This window comes from Bacillus nitratireducens, assembly GCF_001884135.1.
GTDB classification, from domain to species: domain Bacteria; phylum Bacillota; class Bacilli; order Bacillales; family Bacillaceae_G; genus Bacillus_A; species Bacillus_A nitratireducens.
The window spans coordinates 15,036-39,755 of the sequence record NZ_MAOC01000026.1 but is presented as its reverse complement, the minus strand read 5'-3'; the positions used below and the strand labels follow the sequence as shown (position 1 = coordinate 39,755).

Here is a 24,720-nt window from a genome sequence, read left to right as displayed (position 1 = left end):
TTTTCATCTAAAATTGAAATTTACTTATCAATAAAAACACGATTAAAATAAATAATAATTTATTGTTAAACGATAAATTTCATGTTAGATTTAATAGATAATTAATAAATGAGGTGCTTTAAATGAAACAAGGATCCACACTCTTTTTAAAGACAGCTATTATCCTTATCGGTATTCCTGTTCTTGCTTTATGTATATTTTTAGTTCCTGACATAGGGAATTATGCAGCGGAATTGTACCCCGATTTTGCATTAATAAAATATCTGGTGTTACTTACTCTATATGCAACAGTGATACCTTTTTATTTTGCTCTATATCAAGCCTTTAAACTTGTAAGCTACATTGACAAGGGTAACGCCTTCTCGAAATTATCTGTTAGGGCTTTAAAGAAGATAAAACACTGCGCAGTAACAATTAGTATATTATATGTAGTAGGCATGCCACTCTTCTATCTTGTGGCAGAGAGAGATGACGCACCTGGTATTATTATACTTGGGATGCTTCTAATCTTTGCTTCAATGGTTATCGCAGTCTTTGCTGCCGTTCTCCAAAGACTTTTAAAAGATGCGATAGATATAAAATCAGAAAATGATTTAACGGTCTGAGGTGAATAACATGGCAATAATAATTAATATTGATGTAATGTTAGCTAAAAGAAAAATGAGCGTAACAGAGCTTTCAGAGAAGGTTGGAATTACAATGGCTAACCTTTCTATATTAAAAAATGGAAAAGCAAAAGCAATTAGAATTTCAACTTTAGATGCTATTTGTAAAGCATTAGAATGCCAACCTGGGGATATTTTAGAATATCAACCTGAAGATACCGAATAAAAAGAGTCCTTCTATTAATGAAGGACTCTTTTTATTGCTCATTAAGGCGCAAAACTTATTTGCCCAGTAAACAATAAGATAATCGCGATAATCCAAAAAATGAAGAAAGATGAGGAAAGTATTAATGAGATAATTACAATTGCCTTCTTCTCTGTTTGTTTCGCAATTCCAATGCTGGAAAGAATAATACCTACGCCTGTCAGAGCAATTGTAATATAATCTCCCACTATATTACCCGCATTCGCTATCCTCGTCGGAGTTATAAAAACAAATAAAAAACACATAATCCCGATGAGTAAAGATACATAACTTATTATGCTATACTTCTTCTTGGGAACTATTTCTGTTTTCATAATTACCCACCCCTTCTATATAGCTATAAGTTCATATTAGCATGAATAACCATAATTTGGTTAAAAAAAAACAGATACTTCTGCAGCAATTATCCCATTTTCCCCTGGAACATATAACGCTACAAAATTAACAACACACTTGTTACGGTGACGTATACCCTTTTCATACGTATAATTAACCTACCGATAATAACTATTTGTTCTTGTTTAGTTAGTTCCACTTTACTTTCTCCTCCAAAATAAAAAGCACCCGAATGGATGCTTAGATAAAAGTTATTCATTTTTACTTTCTCTACTTTCATCATTAATGGGTTTCGAGTCTAACATGCTTCCAATATCAGGTGGCAAAGCTAACTCTATACCAGCTATTGGTTGATTATCTTCATTAAACCACCGTTTCTTAAACTCATCCAATTCTTCATTCCTCTTATTTTTATCCATATTATCCCGCCTTTTATGTACATATGAAGCACTTCACTTAATATGTACATCGAGAAAGATACTATGCTATTTTTTCAACTCTCACATAGCTTATATAATTTTCACATAATAAAAGAGCCACCAAAGAGTTGTTCTAAAAACAAAAAGCCATGTACCCATGCAATAAGAATAATCAGTGCTTTCTATCGGATAAGTTTTTAATTTGGTGTTTCCACACCTCTTGTAAAAACATCTTTACTCAAATCATAATTTCCGATTTATTAATTACTATAATTATGGTAATTAATGTTTCTTTCTTCCCTTAGCTAACAACCACGATAGACACTCTTACTAAACCTATCAGCTACACTTCATTTTACATTATTTATTACTATACTCATTTTATGTATAACTTGTTGAATACAGGGGGGAAATAACGTATGGAAGTATATAGAAAATAAAGACTGTACCTTTAAATTGAAAGATACAGTCTTTATTAAAATTGATAGTTCTTTATAAATAACTACTTGAAAACCTCATTTCTTACACCTTCTATTTAATATCGTTACATATTACTAAATCCGCCCCATCCTTCGGCAATTCCATCTCCAAATAATAATCCTCTGCTCTCCAATACCTATTTTGAAACTTCGAAAGTTTCTTTCGTGTCTCTTCGCTTTCTCTCAGAAATCTTTTCTCTCTTGGGCAATCCAAGTACACCATATAATGAAAGAAATCTCTCCATTCTTTTCGCTGTAGAAAAACTCCTTCTACAATTATTACACCTACTAAAGGAAGATGTATTTCTTTCATTTCACATGAATCTGTTTCATCATGATAAAAAGGTAATTCTAATTCAATGTCGCTTTGTAACTTTTGAAAAAGGTTTCGCAGCAACCAATCAATATCCCATTGAAGGTTATAGTACTCGTACCACTCTGCAAATCCAGTATTATATCGCTTATTTCGCTCGGTAATGTGATCATCAATATGAAAAATATGAAACGAGATTCCACTTCGTTTCATATTTTCTTCTAATTTTTTAACCAATGTTGTTTTACCCGAACGACTTAGTCCGTCTATACCTAGTATAAATCGCTCATCTTTATGTTCCTGAATAACTTTCATTATTTCATTTGTGCTCATTACTTTTGCCAATCTTCTTTTAATAATGAATAAACGACCGTGTCATGAGCAACATCATTTTGAATCATATATTTTCGAAGTAATCCTTCTTCTTGAAACCCAGATTTTTTTAATAAATTACGGGAAGCTTCATTTTCTATATATACGACAGCTGCAATTCTTATAAAGTGCAACGTTTCAAATCCGTAAGCTAGCATTGCTTGCAGTGCTTCGGTTGCGTATCCTTGTCCCCAATATGTATCATCTAGCTCATAGCCAATTTCAGCTCGTTTATGGTGATTGTTAATTAAATGAAACCCACACGTACCGATTAATTGATCCGTGCCTTTCTTCTCTATCCCCCAGCGAAACACATTTCCCTCTTCATTTCGCTTTCTAAACGTTTGAATAGTCGTTTTCGCTTGCTCAATATTTTCGAAAGAGTCCATTCCGAAATAACGAATAACAGATTCTTTTGAAAAATAATGGAACATCGCTTCTGCATCTAATAGTGTAAGTTCTCTTAATAGTAAACGTTCTGTTTCTAATTTTGGAAACCCCATCCTCTTTTTCTCCCTCTATTCTAATGAACTACAAATTTCAATATAATTACCGTCTGGATCAGCAATGTAAGCAATAGTTTGTCCCCACGGTTTTACGATTGGCTCAACTAGAACTTTAACCCCTTGTTCTTTTAATTTCTCAATCGTTTCCTTTACATTCTCTACAACAAACCCTAACTCAAAATGAGAAGATTGTAGTACACCTTCTGTAAGAGGTAGTCCCGTTAACGCCTTAACATCCTCTCGTGTATTCATCGCTAAAATTGTTGCTCCCGTTTCAAATTCAATATATGTACCGTGTTCAGCTCTTATTGGTAATTTTAAAATTTCTTTATAAAACTGAAGACATTGTTCAAACTTTTCTACATATAAAATAATGTATTTCATTTTTAAGTTCATAATTATTCCCCCTTTACCTTCACCTCTAAAAATTCGACAAATGTTTTTAAAAACCTTGTACCTCATAAAGCCGAGCACAAAAAAATGAGGCCGATTTCTCGGCCCCCCAGCTTATTGGCATAAAACAGGAGATTTGGTTTGGACATAACCAGTTCGTACTTTTATTATATTTTATTTTTTCTGAATTTTAAATACATTAAACACCTATTTATATTGAGAAAGTTTTTTTACTTGCATAAAATCATACTGCTTAAGAAATGCTACAAATGGAGGTGTATACATATGGAACCAATGCTATGTCCAAGCTGTAAAACGAACCGTACTCGCTTTAATATTCTTGAGCAACAAGTAAAACCAGTCAAATTAAATCCACAAACTGGTCAAGTAGAAGAAGAATACACAAATGAAACGATGAATGCTTTTCATATGGCTTATCAAGGACCTACTTACCGTGTCCAATGTGCTGTATGCGGGCTTGTTGAAAATCCAGAACAATTTATTAAACCTGCTCAAAATCAGTCTTTTTCATAAAATCATTACTATCCCTTATAGAAATAGATTTTTCTATAAGGGATTTTTCCTTTTAATGCGGTAGTACAAAACGTATTTCTTCCATATTATATTTTAAACTCCATACTCTTTTAGTAATATTTACATAAGAGAGGTGAAATAAATGATATTTAATAACAGATTAATGATTCCATCCGCATTACTACTATTAGTTTGCCACATGATCATACTCTACTTTTGGATTTTCGATTGGAAGAAGATAACAACTCCTTACAGTCTAGCTATATGGACTGTTTCTACTGTTTGCGGCTTTTTACTTTATTACCACTTTAAACATCAAAACTCTAATAAAATAGTATTAATCAGTAGTTCATTATTATTAATCGTTTCTTCATTATTTATGATTTTTTTAGGTATTATTACTAGTAATATTCTTTGTAACTGTTAGTTATATTCCTTAAATATATAGTCTTTTATTATGTAAAAAAGAGTGAACAAAATAAAATTACATAGAAATGAAAGAAGATGATTCCAGTATAATTATCTACGAAATCATCTTCTTTTAAAATCCACTCTTTATTATAATATTTCGCTTTTCAATTTCTTAATTTTCCAAGAGAGCCTTATAAAGAGATACATATACATACAACCAACAAACCCCAGCATAACTTTCGCCCAAATTGGCACTCTTGATTCTGTTGAACTTAAAAATGCGTTATACATTGAGGGTAATATAGTTATTGAAATAAAGGCAAAAAATTGTAGTAATTCCTTCATTTTTTGTACCTTCGTTTCCTTTTCTGAATAAATATCAGGCAACTCTTTTTCCTCTTCTACATCTTTACAAAAATAATTCCATTTTGCAAAACTCGTTACATGTTTCCATCCACACATTTCATATATTTCAATATATTCTTTTTGTTTTTCCTTTGAATCTTTATAATCCAATCTAAAATCCGCTTTATATACTACATCTTTCGGCTTAGTTTTCTTAAACGTATACATTATATTATATTTTTGTAATGCCCAGCCTTGTTGGTGCATATTCCGTAAAAAAGCTTCTTCTTTTTCTAAGCTCCATACCGCGAAAGGTTTGAATATCTTCTTTGTCTCCATCTTCCATTCACTCCCCTAATATACTGTTTCCATTCCTTACAGATCTTTGCAATCTGTTATACTCTAGCTCTAACACTTCTCTACCAAATGGAGTTAATTCGTAGCACTTCTTTCTGTCCGTAGAGGCAACTTCGACTATTAACTTTTCTTTTAGTAACTTCGTCGTATTCCCATATAAAGTACCAGGACCTAGTTTTACTTCCCCATTTGTCATCTCTTCTACCATTTGCATAATTCCGTAACCGTGCATTGGCTTCACAAGTGACAATAATATGTAATAGGTTGCTTCAGTTAACGGAATATATTTTTGCGCTTTCGCATTCATTATAACTACCTCCGATACATCGCTTCATGATATATCGACTAACGATACATCGTATATCGATATTGTATAATCATATTCCAAAATATGCAAGAGTAATTTAATAACTTAATATCTATTTCTTTAAATTAAAAAATCATATCAATTTTCTGAATAATTTGTTAAAATATAGAAATATCCGTTTATATTTTGAAAGGAATGATACATATGATAAATAAATTGAAAGATAACATAAGGTCCGTTTTTGTCGGTAAAGACAATGTTATAGATCTATTACTCGTTTCATTGCTTGCTGATGGACATGTACTACTCGAAGATGTGCCTGGCACCGGAAAAACATTACTTGCAAAAACAATTTCAAAAAGCATTGGTGGTAATTTTTCTCGCGTTCAATTTACCCCTGATGTACTTCCGAGTGATGTAACAGGTATTGAATATTTCAATCCAAAAACTAGTGAATTCGAATTAAGACTTGGACCAATTATGACAAATATACTACTTGCAGATGAAATTAACCGCGCGATGCCGAGAACACAATCTAGTTTGTTAGAAGCTATGGAAGAACGACAAGTAACGCTTGAAAAGCAGTCTACTCCTCTTCCGAAACCATTCTTTGTTATTGCGACGCAAAACCCGATTGAATCACAAGGAACTTTTCCTCTTCCAGATGCACAACTTGATCGCTTTTTAATGACGATTTCAATTGGTTATCCGGCTCCTGAAGATGAATTAAAAATGATGCGTCGTTTTCGTAACAATACACCTTTAGAAAGCGTCACATCAGTCATTTCTTTAGAAGACATTTTAAAAGCGCAGAAACAAGTGAAAGGAATTTTCGTATCAGAACCGTTAGAACATTACATTATTAAACTTGCTCACGCTACAAGAAATCATGATTACATTGCTAACGGTGTAAGCCCGCGTGCTACATTAGCTTTAGTACGTGCCGTTCAAGCATTAGCCTTTTTACGCGGCAGAGAATATTGCACACCTGAAGATATACAATTTTTAGTTCCTTCCGTTTGGAATCACCGTATCGTCTTATCAATGGAAGGTGCCTTACGCACGACAAAAAATGAAATCACGCAAAGGATTTTAAAAGAAGTTGACGTACCTGTGGAGATTGAACAAGCATGAATGGACAGCGCGTTGTAACTGTACCTTTATTTTTTCAACTCCATATTATTCAATTAACTGTGCCAGGTGCTATACTATTTACGTTTTTTCTGCCGCAACGAATTATTATGTTTCTCTTTTTCTTCTACTATTTATTTGCGATTTTCATTTATAAATATGTCGCTTACATAGAGAAAAGATTTCAAGTTATAAATGAAAAACAAACAACTCGGCTTTTCCCTGATGAATCTGGACAGTTTTTTATTCATTTAAAAAATGGAGCAAATATACCACTCGTTAACGGCATTTGTTATTTTCATTTAAATTCGTCCCTTATACCGCATAAGGATCAAGGGATTGAACAAATATCGAAAACGTTATTTTCTTTCCCATTTTCACAACCTGCTCATTCAGCGCAAAAATGGGATTTAACATTAACCGCAACGAAGCGTGGTGTGTTTCAAATTGAACAGTTCGAATGTGTTTTAAAAGACCCTTTTCATTTATTAACTGTACATTTACCTGTTTTCGATAAATTAAAGACTGAAATTATTGTATACCCTACTCCTAAAGAAGTAGCCGGTTTACAAGAACTCCAGCAACTATTAACAGGTTCGTATCGAACGAATTTCTCTTTTTACAATGATGAAACATCCATTATCGGTGTTAAACGATATGAACGTGAATCTTTCCGCTCTATTCATTGGAAAGCATCTGCTAAAATGCAGGCGTTACAAGCGAAGCAATATGAACCTGTAAAAAATTATAGTTGGACGATTTGTCTTTCTTTAGCTGCTGATCGCGGATTCGGTTGGAAAGAAAATGTAGAAGACCTTGTTTCATTCACAACGTACATTTGTCAATTCGCAACGAAGCATCAAATTCCGTTTGAGTTATTTATTAGTGTTTTAGCAGAAGTTGGTGCATTGCATTTACCATTAAACGAAGGACAAACACATTACGGGAAGGCTTTAGAGGAATTAGCACGTATTTCAGATGATAGTACGTTACTTCCGAAACAAGGATTTCTTCACTATGTAACGAGAAAAAGGGAACGCTCGTCTACAATGATATACATTGGTTTGCAGAAGAATGAGCTTCCTCTTCTATCTCAGCCTACGTTTCTCATTAATAATGAAGGGATGGTGGAAAAGCTTGAAAACTTGGCTCTATCACGTTAATGACTTTATTCTGCTCATCCTTCTTTCATTATTAACGGAAAGAGATGAACTCATTGGTATTGCTATATTTTTAGTGACCGGTTATGTAGGAGTATTTCTTATTCATAAATTTATGAATAAGAAAACAACAGGTTTTGTACTACTGTTAGTTATTCAAATAATCGGTTGTTCTTTATTTCTACCTTTCTCTATTTTAGGCACAATATTATTACCACTGTTTTTCTTTATCGTACACTCTGTTGGACCGGGATATCCAGTACAAAAATCGTTAGGCGGTATTGTATGGTTTGTCGTTTCAGCTATATTTTATGCCCCCTTTCCGCCATTGTGGAAATTGTTACTATTAACTTTACACATAATGATTACATTTTGGTTAACAGGTTCCAATCGCAATCAACAGCTATTACGTTTCACTTCTATTATTACGATTGGAATAATTAGCGCTTTACTTATTCCGGTATTTCCTTATATTCGGCTTCTTTTTTCTTATATCATACAAGTAGTTGCCTTAGGATTTGGTTATGCTTTAAATCCATTGTTCTCGGCAGCTGCATTAAAAGATACAGACGACTTTTGGTCGAATAAAGGAAATTTAAAAGATCCACAAATTAAAGAGGAATTGGGGCAGCGTCCTTTTGATCCAACTCTCATTAATAGCATTACAATAATAGCATGTACAGCCATCGCTATTTACGTCGTTTGGAAAATAGTAAAAAAACGAAAACATTTAAGTTTACCAAATATGCCTATCTTCGAATCTACTATCATTGCTGATAAAGAAGGAACAGGTCAAAAACGGTTCAAACGAAATAAACCACCAAATAACGAAATTCGGAAAGAAATTTTCAAACTCGAGAGCAAACTATCCCCCCCTTTAAACCGAGAGCGAGGAGAAACGGTTGAGGCTTGGTTAGAAAGAATAAATCTTGAAGAAGGTGCAAATATTCAGAGTCATATTATTATAGATGCTTATAATGCAGTAAGATATTCGAATCGTGAGGATATGATACTACTTCAAGAATTTAAGGAAGAGATTCATAAACTTTACTTGTATCAGAAGAGTTTGAAGAAAAGAAAGAAATAACATAACAAAAAAGACTCCTATTTTCATAGGAGTCTTTTTATACTTCTAAGTTACTTTTTAAATTGAAGCATTTTTCCCTGCTTCAATTTCTAACGACTCTTCATGCCACCAAAGTGTTTCTTCAGGGTCTTCTTTAGCGATTAGGTGTGCTTCCTTTTTCGTTTCAACTGTAGGATATGAACCTTTAAGTGCACGTCCTGAAGTTGTAACGAATAATACACTAAATGCAACTAATCCAATAATACTTACACCTGCTAAATAAAATGCCGGTGCAAGCGGGTTACCGGTTGCATGAACTAAGTATGAACATACGAGCGGTGTTGTTCCACCGAATATCGATACAGAAATATTAAATGAGATCGAAAGTGCTCGATAACGTACATCGGTGAAAAATAGTGATGGTAATAATGAAGGTAGTGTTCCTTCATATACACTTAGGAAGAATCCTAAAATGAAAATACCTGCAAATATAGCTGCAATATGTCCATTACCTATTAGTAAAAATGCTGGAATTGCAAATACTGTTAAACCAAGTAAACCAATTTGCACGACACGTTTATTACCAATTTTATCACTTAATTTACCGAAATAAAGGGCCAGTGGAATCATAAGTGCCATCGTAATAGAAATAATTAATAAGCCAGTTGTTTCTTTGACTTTAAGTACTTGAGTTAGATAAGAAGGAATATACGAAAGAATCATATAATTTGTAATATTAAAGAAGGCGACAATAACTGTGCTTAATAAGAAGTCTTTTTTGTGATATTTTAATATATCCATAAATGAAAATTGTTCGTTGTCTTCAGATTCCTCTTGTGCTTTTTCCATCTCTTCAAAGATGGGAGATTCATCTAAATGACGGCGTAAATATAAACCGACCAAACCAATTGGTGCAGCTATTAAGAAAGGAATACGCCAGCCCCAGCTGAGCATTTGTTCATCTGTTAACAATAACGTCAAAATGGTAACAATTACCGATGCAGCAATGTAACCTGAGAGTGTTCCAATTTCAAGACCACTACCGAGTATACCACGCTTTTTATCTGGAGAAGATTCTGCGATATAAACCATTGCACCTGAATATTCGCCGCCTGTAGAGAAGCCTTGAATCATTCTGGCAACTAAAAGTAGTATTGGTGCCCATACACCAATTTGTTCATAGGTTGGTAGTAATGCGATGAATAATGTAGAAAGTGCCATTAAAATAATAGTAGTACTTAACACGATTTTTCGGCCGTACTTATCTCCTATTCTACCAAAGAATACACCTCCGATTGGTCGAACGAGAAAGGCTGCTGCAAATGTACCGAATGTAAGTACAAGTTGCAATCCACTATTATTAACACCTGAGAAGAATAATTGACTTAAGATAACCGCTAAATACGCGTATAATCCGAAGTCAAACCACTCCATTGCATTCCCTATACCAGTAGCAATTACTGCTTTCCTGGCTTGTTTAGGATTGACAATATTAACGTCTTGAGGTTCAAAATTCAAATCATTATTTTGTTGCATATAATAAAACAGCTCCTTATTTAATTTAACTTCTTTAAGCACACCTTCTCTTATTGAATAAAATTAATTAGAAGCACTTAAGGAAAATTAATGTCTCCTTATCTGTTATTATTGTTTCACATAATTAATTATTTGTCCAATGAGATGCTCCTTAGGTTAATTAATTTTAGTATTATAAAAAGCTGAAGAAGGCGCTATATGAGTACCTTTTTCAGCTTTTTATTTTTTTACGTAATTTTATTTTTTTACCACTATTTTCTTCCTATTTGCATTAAAAATAAGGTGATTTTTCATTAAAGTTTTTAAACGCTTGTAGCTGCTAAACTATGCATACAAGAGATAAACTCATTAACAAATGTATCGATTTCTTCTTTTGTAATTATATATGGCGGAAGTAAACGGATGATGTTCCCTTGTGTAACGTCAACTAACATCCCTTTCTCCATTAGCTTTACCTGTAATTTCTTTACGTTTTCATTCGTATCATTCAAACTAATTCCAAACATCATACCAGCATGGCGTACTTCCTGAATATAATAAGAATTTTCTTTCTGAATTTCTTGCAATTTATCATTTAGATAGTGTGACGTTTCATACGCTTCTTGCATTAAACCATCGTCAATCAATGTATTTAAAACCGTTAACCCTAAAGCGGTTCCCATTGAAGAATGAGCAAACGTTGTGCCGTGATCTCCTGGTGCAAATACATCACATAATTTTTCACCTACAATAATTCCCCCTAGCGGTATCCCGCCTCCTGCTCCTTTGCCAATTTGAATAATATCGGGTGTAATATTGAAATTTTGATAAGCGAATAGTTTTCCTGTTCTCCCCATACCACTTTGTACTTCATCGACTATGAGAAGTACATTATATTTATCACATAGATATTGAACACCATGTAAATATTCACTTGATAAAGGATAGATCCCCCCGCTTCCTAAAACAGGCTCTAACATAATTGCAATGGGATTTTCGTTAATAATTATTTCTTCTAATTGTTCTATATTTTCACGTTCCACTTCATATACAGGAATCGATGTTTTAGGGAAATTTTGATATACATTTTCTTGTCTCGTAAAATGTAACGCCCCTAATGTTCGCCCGTGGAAACTATCTTTCAGCACAACTACTCCGTCACGTTCTTCATTCGTAATAGATTTATATTTATCAATTAATTTTAACGTCGTTTCTGTCGCTTCCGTACCAGAGTTTGTAAAAAAGACCTTTCCGTTTTTTAAAGAGCAATCAACTAATTTCTTTGCATACTCAATCGCAACTGGATTTAAAAAATGAAATGGAAGATGCAACGATTTCGTAACTTGTTCCATTGTTGTTTGCACAATTTTAGGGTGATTGTATCCTAATACGTTTACTCCTACACCAGAAAATAAATCTAAATACTCTTTACTATCTACATCATAAAGTTTACTTCCTTCTCCTCTTTCTATCGCAACCTCCGTACGACAATACGTAGGCATAATGTATTCTTTATCTAATTGAAACCAATCCGACATTTTAAATTCCTCCTAGTTATTTCCCCTGTTTATTTATGTTCATTCTCTATAAATTCATGTATAAATTCATTTTTCAGATTAATATTTTAATAGGAATTTTCTTCCCGATATTCATTTTTCCATAATTTCTTCTATTTCAACAGGTCCACTACATACGTGTTTTTTTCATCTAGCGGTCTGTTACTAGTTTGAACTTTGCGTGTCATACATAATCAACGCTATAAAATCATATTTAGTAACAATGGACAAAAAAGATTTGGAGGCTATATCGATGGATGAAAAACATGATAAACAGCGGGAATCTTTATTAGGAGAATCCTTTAATATCAATCGAGAACTTAATGAACCAGCCAAACATCACTCTCAAACAGTTGGTTCACGTGGACCTATTTTAAAGCAAGATAGTGTACTTCACGAGACGTTACAAGAATTTATTCACGAAAAAATTTTAGAAAGACCTGTTCATGTAAAAGGATTTGGTGCGTTCGGTTATTTTCAAACGATCTATCCAATGTCAGAACATACAAAGTTAAGTTTTCTACAAAATTCTAATGAGAAAGTTCCTGTTATGGTTCGATTTTCATTAGCTGTTAGTACGAAAGGAACACCTGACACTTCTAGAAATGTACGCGGTTTTTCTACAAAGTTTTATACAAAGGAAGGCATTTTCGATCTTTTATGTAATCACATTCCTGTCTTTTCTGTTCGTGATCCGATGCGTTTCCCTGAAACGATTCAAGCGTTGTTACCTTCACCTATAAATAACTTAATAGACCCGAATAGATTTTGGAGATTTGTCGCTAGAGCACCTGAATCCATTCATTTCGTTGTCCATTTATACTCTGATGCTGGTACGGCCAAAAGTCTTCGCCACATCCCAGGACATAGTGTTAATACATATGTTTGGAGAAATGCAGAAGGTACTCGAAAGTATGTAAAGTATCATTGGTACCCATTTGAAGGTGTACAATTCATTACTAGTGAGGAAGCAAATAAACTGGCTGCCGAAAACCCTGATTATAGCGGGAAAGATTTATATGATGCAATTGCAAATGGTAAACCAGTGGAATATGGTTTATATGTCCAGCTCATGGATCCGAAAGATGAAGCACATCTTTCTTATGACCCTTTAGATGATACAAAGGTATGGGATGAAAAGTCGTATCCTCTTATACCAGTCGGCAAAATGATATTAAATAAAAATCCTGAAAATTATATGGAAGAAGTAGAAAAAGTCGCTTTCTCCCCTTCTAATTTACTAGACGGCGCTGAATTATCAGATGATAAAATGCTGCAAGGACGCGCTAACATTTATAGTGATTCACAAAGAAGAAGAATTGGACCTGAATTTCGCAAAATAACAATTAACCAACAGCAAAATTGGACACCTGCTAATCAAATAACGAGCGGTGACGGAAGATACGTTGAAGGTAAACTTGAAAGAACTTCTATTACGAAACAGGATGACTTTACGCAGCCTAGTGAATTTTATGCGAAGTTAAAACCGATTGAAAAAGAACATCTTGCTAAAAACTTAGCTAGTGATTTGAAAGTTATCTCCGATGATATTAGAAAGGTCGTTTTAGGGTATTTTCATAAAGTGTCAACTGATTTGGTGAAGAGGATTGAAAGTGCGATGCAAAAGCTTTAAGTATAAAAAACGTCATTTTAAAATAAAAAATGACGTTTTTTTATGGCGAAATTACTAGGAATTCCAACCACTTTATTTACAATTATTAACGAAATTTTCCGCATTCAAAATTCCGTTATTTCATTTTAGATTATGGTACTCATTTCTCTTTTTCAAATATTTTTTTTCACATTGTAACGGCTTGAATTTCACTTTTTTCCCTTTCTTCTTTTTCGTTTCTATAACGATCCATTCCCCTTTTTCAACATCTAGGTTTAAGTGTTTCATTACATTGATATTATCTTTTTCTTTATAAAGTAAAAATGCTTCTTGTACCCTCATGAATAAGCTAGGCTGCTCGCTAAATCCACCACTATCATAAATTTTAGTTAGCGAATTATAATAAGAATCATTTTCCCACCCACCATACATCAAATGCGCAGCCTCCAGATCTCTTTTACTTACTTCCCAAAAACTATGTTCATCAATTTTTAAATTAAATGTGGATTTAATATCACTTATTATATTTTTCACATGCTTGTCATCTCGAATTTTCCTTTTTTCAAGACAATCAGAAGATAGCTCTGGTGCATCTGTTTGAGAATGTACAACTTGTTGAATAGATACACATAATATAAATACACTTAAAATATACAATATTTTTTTCATACTTACGTTTCACCTCAAGTAACTTAGATACTATATTATTTGAGGCTTGCAATATTCTTATGCTAACAATGTGAAAGGCCCTATAAATTGGACTTTTATAGGGCCTTTCATATTAACATTGCTTTATCAAATTCACCGGTGAAGCCACTACCTTACTATTTTTCACATCATATAGTCCTATAGGCGTTACCCGTATAAAAGGCAGGTGCGTCGCAGAAAAGAATAAAATGGTAAATGCCGGATCGTCATATGCGTAGCCACGCTCTTGCAATAATTTCACCATCTGTTTCTCTTCCTGTATTAATTCATTCATTTTCAAATTAGACATAATCCCGAGCAATGGTAATGCAATTTCGTGTAATACTTCATTCTTTTCAGCTATTACCATTCCCCCGCCAAGCTCTTTTACTCTATGAAAAGCTGTAAGCATATCTTCTTTATTCTTCCCAATAAGAATGATGTCACCTGTACCAGAATAAGTGCTAGCAAGGCCTCCTAATTTTTTTGCAAAGCCTTTTACAACTGTATTCACTCGCCACGTACCATCACGAGCAATCATCATAAGAAAACACTCATCATGATTTAGAGAAAGTTCATCACGGTTTAAATCGATTTCACTCATATATGGTTTTGTTATAACGTTATTTAATAATTGTATACCCATTTTATGAGAAAAAATCATATCCTCTTTTTCTATGGACCAGTTTAATAATAATGGCGTTACTTTGAATTTACTCCAGTCTATATGTAATGATGCATTTTTGTTTATTCCGTCACGCTTCATCCATTTCCCCTTTGCAATTACACTTATTGGAATCGGATTTTCTTTACTTTCCAAAATATTAATATTAGCAATTCTACCTGTCGCAATTGAACCATGTAAATGCTCCACATTATAATAACGAGCAATATTATAGCTTGCCATATGATAAGCATCAATTACTGGAACCCCTTGCTTTATCGCTATTTCTATCATCCTATTCGTCATTCCATTTTCATAAAATGACGGATGTGAGCCGTCTGTAGTGAGAATGAATCTATCAAACTGCTTTACTCCTAGTTCTAGCAATTCTTTCAGTAAAACTTCTAAATCTGGGCGGATTGAAGAATTCCTAAGGGAAACAGTGTAACCTTGCATAAGACGAGCGAAAGCTTCCTGCCCTGTCATCGCTTCATGATCACAATCTGTACCTAACAGCTTTAACTTTGCTAAAGTCGTTTCAGATGCTCCTGGAAAATGCCCTTCCACTTTTTTATGTAATCGTTTCGTTTCCTGCACCCAATATAACATTTCATCATCGCCATGTAATAACTTTGGCCACGCCGTTAGCTCACCGCCTTGAAGAACTGCTTTATGCTTAAGCCACCCTATTATTTCTTCACGATTAAATAAAGATTCGCCGTTTTGCAATTCAGTTTGCCCATCAAAACGACACCACCAATACATACTTGCTGGAATCTTTTCAAATTCATCTAATACACGAAATGCTTCTTCACGTTGTAATGTGAAAAATAAAGTTAAATTATCATTAATAAACGTCGTCGTCCCAAATTGCATCGCATAATTTGCTAAAGTTTCAGGATTATATAATTGATATGGATGTGCATGCGGTTCTATGTAACTTGGAACTATATACTTTCCATCACAATCAATGACTTCACATTCGTGTAGTTGCTCTGGTAGTTTTTCTGCTACATATATAATGCGGTCATCATAGATCCAAATATTTGCTTGCACCCACTCGCGCATATAGGAATTTAAATATGTTGCATTCTTGAACAAAATGTGCGGACTTCTTTTGCCATCTATTACTTCAACATGTTCTCTTAATTGCTTGTTACTCCATCTAAACTGATTTTCTCCCAATGAATTTCACTCCAAATCAATTTACTTTTATTTATTAAAATAAAAACAATTAACTAACTAAAGTATTCTCCATTCATTACTCCCCTGTATAGCCCTATACCTTTCATTATATGAAATGATTATAAAAATAACAATTTTCAGAATTATAAACTCTCTTTGATCCTCAATAAAAAAGGATGTCGTGTAACTGACATCCTTTTTTATACTAAACTATAAGGTTGAATTACACTTGATGTCATACTATGAATGCTAATACTTTCCTTTAAAGCAGGATGCCATTTGCATTCTTTTCATCTATTTCTTAAATTCTATTTGCATCATTTTATTAAACTGTTTAAGAATATCAACCGGACCTAAAGAGTTAACATTGACAGCAAATGTATGCTTGCCTCCAATTACTCCGCCAGCAAAAGTCATAAACCCAGGAATTGCTCCTCCGTGACCCCAAACTGAAATACCGTTTGGAAGTTTAGTCTCATAGATTCCAAGGCCATATGCATCACCAACACCTTCTCCTTCTGTAGGAACTGTAGTAAGCATTTCTTTTAGCTCACGTTCCTTCAGTAACTTACCACCGAGTAAAGATGAAAAGAATTTATTTAAATCGTCCGCATTAGAAATCATATCTCCAGCTGAACTACCTATACTCGGATTATAATAGGTTACGTCTTTCAGCTCACTCGTTCCGTCAATTTTCAAATACCCTCGAGCATGATTATTTCCTGGAATAACGGTTGAATTCCCTGGTAAAAATGTGTTTGACAAGTCCAGAGGTTCAATAATTCTCTTTTCAATTTCTTCCGCATAACTATTTCCAGTTATTTTTTCAATAAGCATTCCTAGTATTACGTATCCTGTGTTTGAATATGACCATCCCTTACCTGGTGAAAAATCTTGTGGATAAGAAAGTCCAATTTTCACTAATTCTTCAGCTGTATACGATTTTCTTGTATTCGTAAAGTCCGCGTCTTTTGACTTTAAGTATTCAGCTATACCACTCGTATGATTCAAAAGTTGACGTATCGTAATTTGATTGCCATCATACCCATTTCCTTTTACGAGACCCGGTAACCATTTTTCAATTGGATCGTCAAGTTGCACGCGATTTTCTCCTACTAATTGAAGAACAGTCGTAGCAGTAAAAGTCTTCGTCACACTAGCAATCCGAAAGCGATAATCTGATTTCATCGATTTCTTTGTACTTAAATCCGCGACGCCAGCATTATAACTACTAATTTTTCCATTATTATACGTCTTAGCTAGTACCCCTGGCGCTCCAATTTGGATTGTTTCCTGCATGACTTGTTTCCAACCATTCCGATTCTTTTGATCCTGCGCTTCTGACGAACTAGAAATATTTTGAGTAGACTCTGCTTTTACAGTAAAACCTGGTGTGAATAAAGTAGTACCCGCTAATAAAATTGCCAAACTCGCTAACTTAATAGAATAACATTTTTTCATAAGGCTTTCTCTCCTCTATTCATATCATATTGATTCAAGCTATACTTTCATCCTATATGATAAAACTCTCTTTTTTCTTATCCATTCCTTACGAAATACTTACGTTCAAAATTTGATACGATCGGCTGAGAAAAAGCGTTTATCCAAATATAAAAAGAGAACATAACAAAAGTTATATTCTCTCCTCAACTTATTCATATCGTAAACACTCAATTGGATCTAATTTGGCCGCCTTATTTGCTGGTAATATACCAAATACAATACCGATAAACATAGATATCCCAACCGACATTAGTCCTAAGTTTACTGAAACGATTAAAGGCCACTCTGCAAAAATCGCAATTAACCATGCAAAGAATACGCCAAGTATAAATCCGATTAAGCCACCTAATGCTGTTAAAATACAAGATTCAATAAGAAATTGCATTAATACTTTACTACGCGTTGCACCAAGTGCCTTTCGGATACCAATTTCACGCGTACGTTCTGTTACAGATACAAGCATTATATTCATAACACCGATGCCACCTACTAATAATGAGATTCCAGCAATTCCACCAAAAACCATTTTCATCATATTCGTAGATTCGTCTAAATCTCCCATAAATTCGTCTCCATCTTCTGAAGCTTTGAATTTATGTTCAAATTTTGGCGATTTGATTTCATTTATTCGTGCCACTGCTTCTTTTCCAACACTTTCTCGATCCTCTCTAGTATGTAATTTTACTGTGATTGTATCGTATTCACTTACTCCTGAAATTAGTGGCGTATTTTCAAGTGATGTATACCCTGCAGGACTTGGAGAAATAAACCTTTCTTCACTTTTGTAAACTCCAATAATTTTATAAGGTTTTCCTTTTATATCAATGTACAGATCATCTTCCCACTCATGAAATAATTTTGTAAATGCCGCTTCGTTTATAATTACAACTGGCGTTGGTTGTTCTAACTCTCGATCATTTAACTCTCGTCCATGGGTAATTGTTAGTTTATTATCCTCCATAAAATTACCTGTTCCACCATTTAAACTTAATTTTGTTCCTTTTGCACTAGAAAATACTTTCACGTCCATACTTACATTCGGATACACAGCCTTTACTCCTTGAACGGGCTCGATCCGCTTTATCATTTCAGGGGTAATTTTTGCATTCTCTGTACCGTAATCAAGATTTTCGTAAAAGATGGTTACTTCATCATCTTTCCCTTGGCTTAACTCTGCTTTCAGCTTCTCATTCGATCCATCGCCCATTGAAATAATTGTGATAATTGCACTAATTCCAATTATGATTCCGAGCATCGTTAATATAGAGCGCATTTTATGTGCAAAGATAGAAGATATAGCCATGCGTATATTTTCACTTATATTCAAATTTATCCTCTCCAATCTTGAACAATATTTCCGTCACGAATTACAATTTGGCGCGCTGCCGCTTCCCCAATTTCACGATCATGGGTAATGATAATAATTGTTGCGCCCTGTTTATTTAATTCGTAAAAGAGGCTCATAATTTGTTTACTTGTTTTCGTATCAAGTGCACCAGTTGGTTCGTCAGCTAATATAAATTTCGGATTATTTACAATCGCTCGAGCAACAGCGACACGCTGCTTTTGCCCGCCTGATAGTTCATTTGGAAGATGGTTTGATCGTTCGGCAAGTCCTACTTTCGTTAGGGCTGCTAATGCACGTTCACGCCTTTCTTTTTTATCTACCCCTGCATAAATAAGGGGCAACTCCACATTTTGTAATGCTGTTAAGCGCGGAAGTAACATGAAATTTTGGAACACAAAGCCAATTTCTTCATTTCGAATGTGTGCTAATTTTGTTTCAGACATGCTTGATATATTTTGACCCGCTAATGAATAAATCCCAGCCGTCGGTTTATCTAAACAACCAATAATATTCATAAGCGTGGATTTCCCTGAACCAGACGGACCCATAATCGAAGTAAATTCCCCTTCGTTAAGTGTTACATTTATACCATGTAATATTTCAACTGTTTCTTCCCCATTTTGAAAAGATTTCGTAATGTCTTTTAATTCGATCATTGAGTGGTAACCTCCATACCATCAACCATATCCTTTTCCGGTTTAGAAATAATTTGATCATCTTTTTTCACACCAGAAACCTTCGCCTCGTTGTCTGTTTCAAAATCAATATTGATAGGTTGTTCCTTTGCTTTACCGTCTTTCACAATAAATACAACGTTTTTATCACCCTTTTTCACGATGCTGCTTTTCGGAATCACTGTTCCGTTTGCTTCGCCGGTTTTACTTATTACATTGACATGAAAACCCGTTTGTAATTCTTCAGAGTTGTTTAGTGTAACAACAAATGGATAATTAGAAATTGTGTTATTCTCATCCGCACTTTTTATTGGTGTTGTGCCAATTTCCGTCACAGCTCCTGTCCACGCTTTATCTTTTATTATTTTTGACGTAATAGAAACCTCTTGTCCGACTTTCACTTGAGATAATTCATATTCAGATAGTTGACCTTTCACTTTCAAAGAACCAGCTGTTCGAATCGTAACTCCGCTCATTCCTGCTTTCCCATCTGCTTCTTTGCTAATCTCTTCAATCACACCATCAGCAGGACTAGTAACCGCTAAAGCATTCGTCTTTTCTTTAATTGCCTGTATCATTTGATTAGCCTTTTCAACTTCAAACTTCTTCATTTCAAGTTGTGTTTCCTGTCCTTGCATTTCTTGCTCAGCTGCTTGTAGCATCGCTTTTTCTACACCACTTGCTTTATCCTTTTGCAGCTTTTGTTTCGCATTATCAATTTGCTTCTGCAGTAACGCTACTTCTTTTTCAGCTAACTTTTTTTGCGTATCTGCTTCACTTTTTTCTAGTTTTATAGATGCATCACTGTATTTAAAAAGTAACTGTCCTTTTTTTACTTCATCACCTTTTTTCACTGCGAGCTCATAATTCCCTTTTGATAGATCGAACGCAATCATTTCAATACCATTCGGAATAACTTCTCCCCCAAATTTCTGAGCATTTTCAATTTTTTTCTCTGTAATTTTATACGTATCATATGCCATCGCTACTTCCGGACTACTACCTGCTAAACCAAAATATGTTCCAGCCCCAATCCCGGCAATTAATACACCGATAAGTAATACTTTCTTTTTCTTTTTCATCTACATGTCACCTTTTCATATACTTTTATTTCTTCTTTTGGAGAAGACGATTTTTAGTATATATTTGGTTTCTTAATAATTTCTCGTATGTTTTCTTAAGTTTTTCTTAATATAAGAAGTTCGTATAAAGATTAACAATAAAAAAGAACGTGTTTTCAATTTATGAAAACACGTTCTCTTACATACTTAAAACCCTATATCAACTTTTTATTTCATTCACTTTTACCATCCTGCACTAGCGTTTATACCATTTCCGATAATAGTAAGAAGTAGTGGCCATAGTACTGGCCCTAACGTAAGAAATAGATTTAGCAATATAAGTATTCTATATCTTCCAGGGATATTATAATTTTTACGATTAACAAATACTACAAAAACTAATAATATTATGGTCGTTACAAATAAAAGTAACACTAACAACCAATACCAAACCATTAAACTGAGACTCCATGGTGTTAATAGCTCGTGTATTATACCAAATATGATTCCTAATACTCCAAAACTAAAGGTAGTAACTGTTGCTTTGATAAACAATTTACTTAATTTTTTATCGTATGTATACTTACAATATAAATCTATTAATGTGTATAAAGATAAAAATGCCATTAATACACCTACCCAAGACAATAACCAGTCTCCGCCTCCTCTAACTAACATAAACAGAAACCAACACATCCCTGCTGCAGAAAAAATAAAGGAAAGAAGTATGTTTTTCAATACCGGTTTCATTCTATTTTCACACCCTTACAAAAATTTAATAATAAAATATAATTTTTTATTTATATGCTACCCATTAATTCTTTAACTCTAGTACATCACTTTTTCATTCTATACTAATGAAACAAACATAATCTCATAAAGAATTTAACGCGCAATACTCTACTAAGGCAACCTTTTCCCATTGGTAGCGATATAAAAAAGTAAGTATACACTACCACGTAATTAAATATAAGTAAATAAAATTAATTTACAGTTAATTTTATTTACTTATCTACTTGTTATATCCGCCATCTTTTTTATTTCATTATAGTACATCTTCTATTATTCATGTCGTCCTTTTCCATCCCGCTCTATCCACCGCATAGTCTTCTTAACATCTAACTCCGTATACGTCTTTTCACCATATCGAACAGACTCATATATCGGAATAATATCTCGTGTTCTACAGATTCTGCTTAACCACTGTTGCATCGTTTCATAAGACCTTCGCTGTTCGTGAAATGGTAAAGTTCTTTCCCATTCAACTAACGTTTTCCTTATCGTATCAGTAGGCAATGACTTTTCTGACTGATCAATGATTTTTTCATCTTTTATAGTTCTTACCACAGTTTGCTTTGTGACCGATTCTTTCTCCTGTATTATTTCAGTTTTCGTCAACCTTTTCCTAATGTACTTGTAGATGGAATATATAATTGACATTACAATAATCACATAAAAAGCTATACTAATCCATGAGCTTGAGAGCATAGAAAATACGTCTCCCCATGAACTTTCCCTTTCAAAACCTTTAAATTTTTTACCCGTTGTCGTTCTATTCCCATTATCTCCTACCTTTGTCTCTTCCAAAGGTCTGCCATAATCTTCATTATTTTCATTGTTTATTGTTTCCTTATAAATTTCTTTAGGTTTCTTTTCACTAAAAAAACGCTCTTTTACTATGTCTTGTACATGCACAATACCTTGTGATAACGTGATCGCACTAACCACAAAGAAAAGTAGTATTAAAACTCTTACACTCCAAAACTTCACCTTCATATGCCGCTTTTTATTCAACATAACATAAGCCCTTTCTTATTCTTTAATTACAATCCATTTATTCGTTCTACTATATTTCCTTGGAGAAGTACCAAGAATTAAAGGAACCGCATCCAATTCCTTGCGACGAAAGCCAGCTGTGTAAAAATAAGAAGAAGATACAGGCGTATCTTGGTCCGATATTGAGGCAAGTACCTTTAATACATTTTGCAAATGTTTCCGATTATCCCCGTTCTTTATATGCAATAATCCGTTATCTTTCACGCTGTTAATCCATAATTCAAATGAACACTCTTGCATGAGCAGTTGTTTGCATATGCCTGCGGTTAATTCAATAAGCTCTTCAATATCATTTCGTAAAGAAACGCCATTTTTATTTTGTAAATTGAGATAAATCGCATATTTATCAGATTGTGTTCGTTCATATTTTTTCGCAGTTATCGTCCCTGTTTTTGCCGTTGCACTCCAATGGATAGAACGAAAATCTTCATTTTCATAAGACTTCACTCCCATTACTTTCGTTTCATCATATAGCGGAGAAGACATCGCTTTTCGAAATCCACGTGACCATTCTTGTAATTCAGGAACTTGCATTTTCGGAACGGCTGGTAAAACTAAATAGGACGGCGTATCAACTTGTTTATATGTTATATGTTTCGTTATGAATCCAAATGGATCAGTAATAACAATTTCAACTTCTTCCCATTTCGCGATACCTCTTTTTAATGCTACAGCTTGTAAATCAAATGAAACGGTCCCTCCACCTTTTATATTGAAATTCAAATAATAATTTGAACCTGTACTATGATTTTTGTTTAGTTCATCATGATTCCAAGTTAGCTTGTTTTCACATTTAAATCGAAATACGATATTGAAAATAGGAAATATCGACTTGTTTGAAATTTTCAATTTGCACATATTTGTTTCACCTATAAAAACGTTCGAATTACCTTGATTGTATTTCCAGTTAACGCGAGATACTTTCCGAATATATATATGCGTAGCGCCTATTAAAATTAAATACAAAAATACGAGAGATAATATGAGTAGATTACTTGAAAATACACATAAAATAACGGCTACAACTGACATAACTCCTATTACGAAAGGCTCCGCTAAAGGTGTATACACAAGCTGTTGATTCATCGTACATTCTCCACTGGCACACTAATCGTATGAAGAATTTCTTTCATGATTTGTTCTTTCGTCGTTTTCATCTCCCCTTCAATCGTTAGCGTTAAACGATGAGCACAAACGGATGCAGCTAGTAGTTTTATATCATCTGGTGTACAGTAATCTCTTTCATTTAATATTGCTCGTGCTTGGATTGCCCGCATAAATGCCAATGTGCCTCGCGGGCTTACACCAATTTCAATTAACTCATGCTTACGAGTTGCTTCAATAATTTCAAGAAGATAATCTTGCACATCATTCCCTACTAACACTTCCCTTGCACGTTTTTGTATATTTATTATTTCTTCACTCGAAATAATAGAATGTAGCGTTTCTAATGGATCATTCGTTTGAAAGCGATTCATCATTTCCTTTTCTGCTTCCCTCGTAGGATAACCTTGTCGTATAGTAAGTAAAAATCGGTCTAATTGAGCATCAGGTAAAGGAAATGTACCAGCCGATTCAAGAGGATTTTGCGTTGCAATTACTAAAAAAGGTTCTGGTAATGAATGTGTCTGTTTCGCAATTGTAACAGTACGTTCTTCCATAACCTCAAGTAACGACGATTGTGTTCTCGGTACAGCTCGATTAATTTCATCCACTAATACTATATTTGCAAAAATAGGCCCTAACCTCGTTTTAAAATCTGATTCCTTCACATCAAAATATTCGAGACCAATAACATCTCCAGGCAAAGTATCCGCTGTGAATTGAATTCTTTGAAATTTAGCGTCTACACTTTTAGCCAAACTTTTCGCTAATGTTGTTTTTCCCGTCCCAGGTACATCTTCTAATAAAACATGTCCTCTTGCTATAAGGGCTATCGCTGCGAGTTCAATCGATTCATCTTTTCCTATAATGACCTTTGAAATATTGTTAGTGATTTTCTTTAATATGTTCATACATTTCACTACCCCTTTAAATATTTTTAAAATTAAGAATATTTATTTTCCAAATTATAACACAT

General features: G+C 33.9%; 27 protein-coding genes. 8 read left to right on the top strand and 19 right to left on the bottom strand.

Annotated features, from left to right (window positions below; translation table 11 throughout):
- Positions 1 to 122: 122 nt before the first annotated feature.
- Together BAU23_RS09930 and BAU23_RS09925 are read left to right on the top strand one after the other, a co-directional pair.
- Positions 123 to 605 carry a DUF2975 domain-containing protein gene (locus tag BAU23_RS09930; RefSeq protein WP_000809091.1) on the top strand — a complete coding sequence of 161 codons (483 nt, stop codon included), beginning with the start codon at positions 123 to 125 and terminating at the stop codon, positions 603 to 605.
- Positions 606 to 615: 10 nt separating this feature from the next.
- Positions 616 to 831, top strand: a complete 216-nt coding sequence (locus BAU23_RS09925) for a helix-turn-helix domain-containing protein (protein ID WP_000974613.1) — start codon at positions 616 to 618, stop codon at positions 829 to 831.
- A gap of 41 nt (positions 832 to 872) precedes the next feature.
- Here the strand turns inward: BAU23_RS09925 and BAU23_RS09920 are convergent, their stop codons facing one another.
- The 5 genes from BAU23_RS09920 to BAU23_RS09905 form a co-directional block, all read right to left on the bottom strand.
- Entirely contained in the window at positions 873 to 1,184 is a 312-nt protein-coding gene (locus BAU23_RS09920; RefSeq protein ID WP_000845562.1) for a hypothetical protein, read from the bottom strand.
- A gap of 273 nt (positions 1,185 to 1,457) precedes the next feature.
- On the bottom strand, positions 1,458 to 1,625 hold the full coding sequence (locus BAU23_RS30160) for a hypothetical protein (RefSeq protein WP_033670193.1): 168 nt from the start codon (positions 1,623 to 1,625) through the stop codon (positions 1,458 to 1,460).
- A gap of 531 nt (positions 1,626 to 2,156) precedes the next feature.
- Entirely contained in the window at positions 2,157 to 2,750 is a 594-nt protein-coding gene (locus BAU23_RS09915) for a kinase (RefSeq protein WP_071734304.1), read from the bottom strand.
- Positions 2,750 to 3,292: a GNAT family N-acetyltransferase gene (locus BAU23_RS09910; RefSeq protein WP_000506646.1), complete on the bottom strand. Its 543-nt coding sequence runs from the start codon at positions 3,290 to 3,292 to the stop codon at positions 2,750 to 2,752. The genes BAU23_RS09915 and BAU23_RS09910 overlap by 1 nt, the downstream gene beginning before the upstream one ends.
- 15 nt (positions 3,293 to 3,307) lie before the next feature.
- Complete coding sequence (locus BAU23_RS09905) at positions 3,308 to 3,691, bottom strand: VOC family protein (RefSeq protein ID WP_001049873.1); 384 nt, start codon at positions 3,689 to 3,691, stop codon at positions 3,308 to 3,310.
- A gap of 282 nt (positions 3,692 to 3,973) precedes the next feature.
- Between BAU23_RS09905 and BAU23_RS09900 the strand changes: the two genes are divergently transcribed.
- Together BAU23_RS09900 and BAU23_RS09895 are read left to right on the top strand one after the other, a co-directional pair.
- On the top strand, positions 3,974 to 4,222 hold the full coding sequence (locus tag BAU23_RS09900; protein WP_000433610.1) for a hypothetical protein: 249 nt from the start codon (positions 3,974 to 3,976) through the stop codon (positions 4,220 to 4,222).
- Positions 4,223 to 4,364: 142 nt separating this feature from the next.
- The gene (locus BAU23_RS09895; RefSeq protein WP_071734302.1) at positions 4,365 to 4,649 is read left to right on the top strand and encodes a hypothetical protein; all 285 of its coding nucleotides are present in this window, start codon (positions 4,365 to 4,367) and stop codon (positions 4,647 to 4,649) included.
- Between the two features lie 131 nt (positions 4,650 to 4,780).
- Here BAU23_RS09895 and BAU23_RS09890 read toward each other — a convergent pair whose 3' ends face one another.
- Complete coding sequence (locus BAU23_RS09890) at positions 4,781 to 5,317, bottom strand: DUF2812 domain-containing protein (RefSeq protein ID WP_071734299.1); 537 nt, start codon at positions 5,315 to 5,317, stop codon at positions 4,781 to 4,783.
- A 7-nt stretch (positions 5,318 to 5,324) separates the two neighbouring features.
- Positions 5,325 to 5,642, bottom strand: a complete 318-nt coding sequence (locus BAU23_RS09885) for a PadR family transcriptional regulator (RefSeq protein WP_000991891.1) — start codon at positions 5,640 to 5,642, stop codon at positions 5,325 to 5,327.
- A 204-nt stretch (positions 5,643 to 5,846) separates the two neighbouring features.
- On the opposite strand from BAU23_RS09885, the gene BAU23_RS09880 reads away from it, so the two are divergent.
- Genes BAU23_RS09880 through BAU23_RS09870 form a run of 3 tightly spaced genes read left to right on the top strand, consistent with a single transcriptional unit; the run spans position 5,847 to position 9,020 of the window.
- A complete protein-coding gene (locus BAU23_RS09880; protein WP_071734296.1) occupies positions 5,847 to 6,776 on the top strand; it encodes an AAA family ATPase in 930 nt (309 codons plus the stop codon).
- The gene (locus BAU23_RS09875; RefSeq protein WP_071734293.1) at positions 6,773 to 7,936 is read left to right on the top strand and encodes a DUF58 domain-containing protein; all 1,164 of its coding nucleotides are present in this window, start codon (positions 6,773 to 6,775) and stop codon (positions 7,934 to 7,936) included. Before BAU23_RS09880 ends, BAU23_RS09875 begins: the two co-directional genes overlap by 4 nt.
- Positions 7,911 to 9,020, top strand: coding sequence for a DUF4018 domain-containing protein (locus tag BAU23_RS09870; protein WP_071734291.1), 1,110 nt, complete (start codon positions 7,911 to 7,913; stop codon positions 9,018 to 9,020). The genes BAU23_RS09875 and BAU23_RS09870 overlap by 26 nt, the downstream gene beginning before the upstream one ends.
- Positions 9,021 to 9,077: 57 nt before the next feature.
- On the opposite strand, the gene BAU23_RS09865 is transcribed toward BAU23_RS09870, so the two are convergent.
- Both BAU23_RS09865 and BAU23_RS09860 read right to left on the bottom strand, forming a co-directional pair.
- Positions 9,078 to 10,535, bottom strand: a complete 1,458-nt coding sequence (locus tag BAU23_RS09865) for an MFS transporter (protein ID WP_071734289.1) — start codon at positions 10,533 to 10,535, stop codon at positions 9,078 to 9,080.
- 302 nt (positions 10,536 to 10,837) lie between these two features.
- Positions 10,838 to 12,052, bottom strand: a complete 1,215-nt coding sequence (locus tag BAU23_RS09860) for an aspartate aminotransferase family protein (RefSeq protein WP_001286446.1) — start codon at positions 12,050 to 12,052, stop codon at positions 10,838 to 10,840.
- Positions 12,053 to 12,323: 271 nt separating this feature from the next.
- On the opposite strand from BAU23_RS09860, the gene BAU23_RS09855 reads away from it, so the two are divergent.
- Positions 12,324 to 13,703, top strand: coding sequence for a catalase (locus BAU23_RS09855; RefSeq protein WP_071734287.1), 1,380 nt, complete (start codon positions 12,324 to 12,326; stop codon positions 13,701 to 13,703).
- A gap of 120 nt (positions 13,704 to 13,823) precedes the next feature.
- On the opposite strand, the gene BAU23_RS09850 is transcribed toward BAU23_RS09855, so the two are convergent.
- The 10 genes from BAU23_RS09850 to BAU23_RS09805 all read right to left on the bottom strand — a co-directional run bounded on the left by BAU23_RS09850 (position 13,824) and on the right by BAU23_RS09805 (position 24,655).
- Entirely contained in the window at positions 13,824 to 14,351 is a 528-nt protein-coding gene (locus BAU23_RS09850) for a hypothetical protein (protein ID WP_000723223.1), read from the bottom strand.
- 112 nt (positions 14,352 to 14,463) lie between these two features.
- Positions 14,464 to 16,218: an adenine deaminase C-terminal domain-containing protein gene (locus BAU23_RS09845; protein ID WP_071734286.1), complete on the bottom strand. Its 1,755-nt coding sequence runs from the start codon at positions 16,216 to 16,218 to the stop codon at positions 14,464 to 14,466.
- Between the two features lie 294 nt (positions 16,219 to 16,512).
- Positions 16,513 to 17,679: a serine hydrolase domain-containing protein gene (locus BAU23_RS09840; protein WP_016129762.1), complete on the bottom strand. Its 1,167-nt coding sequence runs from the start codon at positions 17,677 to 17,679 to the stop codon at positions 16,513 to 16,515.
- A 190-nt stretch (positions 17,680 to 17,869) separates the two neighbouring features.
- On the bottom strand, positions 17,870 to 19,048 hold the full coding sequence (locus BAU23_RS09835) for an ABC transporter permease (RefSeq protein WP_071734284.1): 1,179 nt from the start codon (positions 19,046 to 19,048) through the stop codon (positions 17,870 to 17,872).
- Positions 19,049 to 19,050: 2 nt separating this feature from the next.
- Positions 19,051 to 19,725, bottom strand: a complete 675-nt coding sequence (locus BAU23_RS09830; protein ID WP_071734282.1) for an ABC transporter ATP-binding protein — start codon at positions 19,723 to 19,725, stop codon at positions 19,051 to 19,053.
- The gene (locus BAU23_RS09825) at positions 19,722 to 20,825 is read right to left on the bottom strand and encodes an efflux RND transporter periplasmic adaptor subunit (RefSeq protein ID WP_071734280.1); all 1,104 of its coding nucleotides are present in this window, start codon (positions 20,823 to 20,825) and stop codon (positions 19,722 to 19,724) included. Before BAU23_RS09825 ends, BAU23_RS09830 begins: the two co-directional genes overlap by 4 nt.
- 222 nt (positions 20,826 to 21,047) lie before the next feature.
- Complete coding sequence (locus tag BAU23_RS09820) at positions 21,048 to 21,554, bottom strand: DUF3902 family protein (protein ID WP_000805744.1); 507 nt, start codon at positions 21,552 to 21,554, stop codon at positions 21,048 to 21,050.
- Positions 21,555 to 21,866: 312 nt separating this feature from the next.
- The gene (locus BAU23_RS09815) at positions 21,867 to 22,601 is read right to left on the bottom strand and encodes a hypothetical protein (RefSeq protein WP_000932783.1); all 735 of its coding nucleotides are present in this window, start codon (positions 22,599 to 22,601) and stop codon (positions 21,867 to 21,869) included.
- Positions 22,602 to 22,616: 15 nt separating this feature from the next.
- A complete protein-coding gene (locus BAU23_RS09810) occupies positions 22,617 to 23,726 on the bottom strand; it encodes a DUF58 domain-containing protein (RefSeq protein WP_071734277.1) in 1,110 nt (369 codons plus the stop codon).
- Complete coding sequence (locus BAU23_RS09805) at positions 23,723 to 24,655, bottom strand: AAA family ATPase (protein ID WP_001023372.1); 933 nt, start codon at positions 24,653 to 24,655, stop codon at positions 23,723 to 23,725. Before BAU23_RS09805 ends, BAU23_RS09810 begins: the two co-directional genes overlap by 4 nt.
- Positions 24,656 to 24,720 lie beyond the last annotated feature (65 nt).